Raw genomic sequence first — 4,478 nt, forward strand, 5'->3', positions numbered from 1 at the left:
TGCCGGTGCCGAGATCGAGCACGGCCGGATGCGGGATCCCGTCGATCGCGTCGAGCGCCGCTTCGACGAGCAATTCGGTTTCCGGGCGCGGGATCAGCACGTCGGGCGTCACGTCGAACGGCCGCCCGAAGAATTCGCGCATGCCGACCAGCTGCGCGACCGGCTCGCCGGCCACGCGGCGCGCTTCGAGCGCGCGATAGCGTTCGACCGCGGCCGCGTCGAGCGGCTCGTCGCCGCGCGTGATCAGCTGCGTGCGCGTCCAGCCGAGCGCGAAGGCGAGCAGCACGCGCGCGTCGACCGCGTCGAGCGGCGACGCGCGCAGCAGGTCGAGGGCAGTCGCGGTGCTCATTGCGGGCTCAGTCGGCGTCGCCGAGCGACGCGAGCAGCTCGGCCTGGTGCTCGCTGGCGAGGGCGGCGATCAGCTCGTCGAGGTCGCCGTCCATGATCGCTTCGAGCCGGTACAGCGTCAGGTTGATCCGGTGATCGGTCATCCGGCCCTGCGGGAAGTTGTACGTGCGGATCCGTTCCGAGCGGTCGCCCGAGCCGATCAGGCTCTTGCGCGTCGCGGCTTCCTTCGCGTGCTGCTCGTGATACTGCTTGTCCTTGATCCGAGCGGCGAGCACCTTCAGCGCGCGATCCTTGTTCTTGTGCTGCGAACGATCGTCCTGGCATTCGACGACGATGCCGGTCGGCAGGTGCGTGACGCGCACCGCCGAATCGGTCTTGTTGATGTGCTGGCCGCCCGCGCCGGACGCGCGGAACGTGTCGATCCGCAGGTCGGCCGGATTGATCTCGACCTCGCTGATCTCGTCGGCTTCCGGCATCACCGCGACCGTGCACGCGGACGTGTGGATGCGCCCCTGCGTTTCAGTGGCCGGCACGCGCTGCACGCGATGGCCGCCCGATTCGAACTTCAGCCGTGAGTAAGCGCCCTGGCCCGCGATCCGCACGATCACTTCCTTGTAGCCGCCGAGATCCGACGCGCTCTCCGACATCATCTCGACCTGCCAGCGCTGGCGCTCGGCGAAGCGCAGGTACATCCGCAGCAGGTCGCCCGCGAACAGCGCCGATTCGTCGCCGCCCGTGCCCGCGCGGATTTCGACGAAGATGTTGCGGTCGTCGTTCGGGTCCTTCGGCAGCAGCATCTTCTGCAGCTCGGTCTCGAGACGGGTCATGCTGTCCCGCGCGCTCCTGATCTCGTCCTCGGCGAAGTCGCGCATCGACGCATCGGCGAGCAGTTCCTGCGCGGCCGCTTCATCGCTGAGCGACTGGCGCCACAGCGCGTATTGCCCGACGACCGGGTCGAGTTCCGCGTGCTCGCGGGTCAGCTTGCGGTACTGGTCGAGATCGGCTGTTACGTTCTCGCGGCTCAGCAGGTCGTTCAGTTCGGCCAGCCGTGTGGAAAGCTGGTCGAGCTTGCGTTGCATGCTCGTCTTCATGGGTGTGGAGCGGCGCTCCCGGGCAAGGTATACGGAAAGGATAGGCCGGCTGGCGAGCCGGCGGCGCGGCGATCGGTCGGCGCTAGTGGCCCGACTGGTCGTCCGAGCGCGGTGCGTGCTGGTAGAAGCTGCGCATCAGGTCGATCAGCGAATCGCGGTCGGTGCCGTTCGCGCGGTTGAGCGCGCTCGTCGGGCCGTGGATCAGCTTGTTGGTCAGCGCCTGCGACAGCGCTTCGAGCACGGCGGCCGGATCGTCGCCGCGCGCGAGCAGCTTCTGCGCCTTGTCGACTTCGGCACGGCGCAGCGCATCGGCCTGCGTATGCATGTGACGGATCACCGGCACGACGCTGCGCGTGTCGAGCCACTGCATGAAGTTCTGCACGCGCGTCTCGATGATCGCCTCGGCCTGCGCGACCGCGGCCTGGCGCGATGCGTTGCCTTCGCGCACGATCGCGCCGAGATCGTCGACGGTGTAAAGGAACACGTCCTTCAGCTTGCCGACTTCGGGCTCGATGTCGCGCGGCACCGCGAGGTCGACCATGAAGATCGGCCGGTGGCGGCGCGCCTTCACCGCGCGCTCGACCGCGCCGAGGCCGATGATCGGCAGCGTCGACGCGGTGCACGACACGATGATGTCGAACTCCTGCATGCGGGCCGGCAGCTCCGACAGCGGCATCGAGCGGCCGTTGAAGCGCTCGGCGAGCTTCTGCCCGCGCTCCGCGGTGCGGTTCGCGACGACGAGCTCACGCGGGCCTTGCGCGGCGAAGTGGGTCGCGCACAGCTCGATCATTTCGCCGGCGCCGATGAACAGCACGCGCTGATCGGACACTTTCTCGAAGATGCGCTGCGCGAGGCGGACCGCCGCAGCGGCCATCGACACCGACTGCGCGCCGATCTCGGTCGTGCCGCGCACTTCCTTCGCGACCGCGAACGTGCGCTGGAACAGCTGGTTCAGGTAGGTGCCGAGCGCGCCGGCTTCCGACGCGGTGCGCACCGCGTCCTTCAGCTGGCCGAGGATCTGGGTTTCGCCGAGCACCATCGAATCGAGGCCCGACGCGACGCGGAACGCATGCCGGACCGCTTCCGACTGCGGCAGCGCGTACAGGTGCGGCGCGAGTTCGTCGACGGGAATCCGGTGATACTCCGACAGCCAGCGCACCGCGCCTTCGCGCGCCGCACGATCGTTGGTCGCGCAGTAGAGCTCGGTGCGGTTGCAGGTCGACAGGATCGCGGCTTCGGGCGTGTTGGGCGCCTGGGGGCCGAGGAAGACGTTCTTGAACGTCACGAGAGCCGGCTTGATCTGTTCGAGCGGAAACGCCACGCGTTCGCGCAGGGCGACAGGCGCAGTGTGGTGGTTGATTCCGATCGTGAGGAGTTGCATATCAAGGGCTATCGTTTAGCCTCGTATTATAGCGTCTCGGCGATTCCGTCACTCGAAGTGTAGCGGGCGTCCGCGAGACCCGGGCGGCAATTTGGGGGCTCGACCGGCACCTGGTCGAGCTGGTAGCCATAGCCGTAGAGCGGCAACAGCTGGTAGCCGTGCTCGGGCAGCAGCTTCAGCTTGCTGCGCAGCCGGGATGCGTGGGTGTCGAGGGTGCGCGACTTCATGTCGCGCCGGCGTGCCCACACCGTTTCGAGGATATGCGCGCGTGACACGGGCCGCGACAGGTTGGCGAACAACAGCAGCGCGAAGCGGAATTCCTTCGGCGTGAGCGCGACGACTTCGTCGCCGAAGCGCACGAGGCCGTGCGTGGCGTCGAACGCGTATTCTCCATACGTATCGCGCGAGCGGTTCGGCGGGCGCCGGACGCCCGCCCGGCGCATCAGCGCATTGACGCGCGCGAGCAGTTCCGGGCCGCTGACCGGCTTGACGAGGCAGTCGTCGGCGCCCGCGTGCAGGCACGCCACGATCTCGCTTTCGCGCGGCATCCGCATCACGGCGATCGCCGGCAGGCCGGGCAGGATCGCGCGCGCACGCGGGATCACTTCCTCGGCGGGCTGGTCGCCGGCCCAGTCGCCGGTGATCAGCATGTCGCAGGTATCGGTCGCGAGCCACTCGAAGAAGCAGGCGCTGGTCGCGAACGGGTGGCAGACATGGCCACCCGCGAAGAGGAGGCGATTCAGGAGCGCTGAGTGACGCGCATCCGGATCGATCATTGCGATTCGCATGGGAATTTCTTCATTACGGCAGCCGGTGCGTGCTTGCCATAACCTCCGGTCGGCCCCTACACTGGAACGTTCCGCGGCAAGTACCTGCTGATCTCAGGTTCGATGGATGGGTCGATGCTAGCCGCATGAATCGTTCACGCCTATTGGACGAATCCGAAATTTGCAGGGTCTGTTTACATATGGAACGGGCATCCCCGTGAAATGAACTTTCAATTTGGGCTTGCATGCGCGTTCCATATGTAAACAGACCCTAAGGGCGTCGAATGAACTGGTTTGGAATCATCGTTCTGGGAACGGCCGTCGGGCTGCTCGGCCGGTGGCTGCACCCGTTGCGGCAAGACGGTCGGCCGGGCTGGCGGGTGGCAGTCCTTGTCGGCATCGTCGGCGCGGTTGCGGCGAAGATGGCCGGCAATCTCTCAGGACTCTTTTACGACGGCGAGACGCTCGAATGGCCGGTCTGCACCGGCGTCGCGTTCCTTGCCGTGGCCGCGACGGTCGCGCTGGCGGCGCGTCGCTGATTGCTCAGGTGAAATCATGAATGCCCGTCTTCCCGAAGCCACGTCGGTGCCGGCTCGTCTCGCGCTGCTGCGCGGCGTGATGGTCCGCGAGAACCTGGCCGCCTATCTCGTGCCGTCCGCCGATCCCCACTTGTCCGAATACCTGCCCGAACGCTGGCAGGCGCGCCGCTGGCTGTCCGGCTTCACGGGCTCGGTCGGCACGCTCGTCGTCACCGCCGATTTCGCGGGGCTGTGGGTCGACAGCCGCTACTGGGTGCAGGCCGACGCAGAACTGGCCGGCAGCGGCGTCACGCTGATGAAGATGACGGGCGGGCAGCAGAGTGCGCCGCACGTCGACTGGCTCGCGCAGAAC

At 67.3% G+C, this 4,478-nt stretch carries 5 protein-coding genes and 1 pseudogene; 2 read left to right on the top strand and 4 right to left on the bottom strand.

Annotation, left to right across the window (positions count from 1 at the left end; genetic code table 11):
* The 4 genes and pseudogenes from G3N94_RS39735 to G3N94_RS39750 all read right to left on the bottom strand — a co-directional run.
* Positions 1-349: pseudogene (locus G3N94_RS39735) on the bottom strand (protein-(glutamine-N5) methyltransferase, release factor-specific); the annotation flags it as partial.
* A 7-nt stretch (positions 350-356) separates the two neighbouring features.
* The gene (gene prfA / locus G3N94_RS39740) at positions 357-1,439 is read right to left on the bottom strand and encodes a peptide chain release factor 1 (protein ID WP_205799658.1); all 1,083 of its coding nucleotides are present in this window, start codon (positions 1,437-1,439) and stop codon (positions 357-359) included.
* A gap of 82 nt (positions 1,440-1,521) precedes the next feature.
* Complete coding sequence (gene hemA, locus G3N94_RS39745; RefSeq protein ID WP_205799659.1) at positions 1,522-2,820, bottom strand: glutamyl-tRNA reductase; 1,299 nt, start codon at positions 2,818-2,820, stop codon at positions 1,522-1,524.
* Between the two features lie 26 nt (positions 2,821-2,846).
* The gene (locus tag G3N94_RS39750; protein WP_205799660.1) at positions 2,847-3,608 is read right to left on the bottom strand and encodes a response regulator transcription factor; all 762 of its coding nucleotides are present in this window, start codon (positions 3,606-3,608) and stop codon (positions 2,847-2,849) included.
* Positions 3,609-3,871: 263 nt separating this feature from the next.
* On the opposite strand from G3N94_RS39750, the gene G3N94_RS39755 reads away from it, so the two are divergent.
* Both G3N94_RS39755 and G3N94_RS39760 read left to right on the top strand, forming a co-directional pair.
* Positions 3,872-4,126 carry a hypothetical protein gene (locus G3N94_RS39755; protein WP_205799661.1) on the top strand — a complete coding sequence of 85 codons (255 nt, stop codon included), beginning with the start codon at positions 3,872-3,874 and terminating at the stop codon, positions 4,124-4,126.
* A gap of 16 nt (positions 4,127-4,142) precedes the next feature.
* The coding region (locus G3N94_RS39760; RefSeq protein ID WP_205799662.1) for an aminopeptidase P family N-terminal domain-containing protein at positions 4,143-4,478 on the top strand (336 nt) is incomplete at its 3' end.

This window comes from Burkholderia sp. Ac-20353 (assembly GCF_017104785.1).
GTDB lineage: Bacteria > Pseudomonadota > Gammaproteobacteria > Burkholderiales > Burkholderiaceae > Burkholderia.

Excerpts from the sequence above, each read along its gene's own strand:
- prfA (WP_205799658.1), bottom strand. The coding sequence starts at position 1,439 with ATGAAGACGAGCATGCAACGCAAGCTCGACCAGCTTTCCACACGGCTG.
- hemA (WP_205799659.1), bottom strand. The coding sequence starts at position 2,820 with ATGCAACTCCTCACGATCGGAATCAACCACCACACTGCGCCTGTCGCC.
- G3N94_RS39750 (WP_205799660.1), bottom strand. The coding sequence starts at position 3,608 with ATGCGAATCGCAATGATCGATCCGGATGCGCGTCACTCAGCGCTCCTG.
- G3N94_RS39755 (WP_205799661.1), top strand. The coding sequence starts at position 3,872 with ATGAACTGGTTTGGAATCATCGTTCTGGGAACGGCCGTCGGGCTGCTC.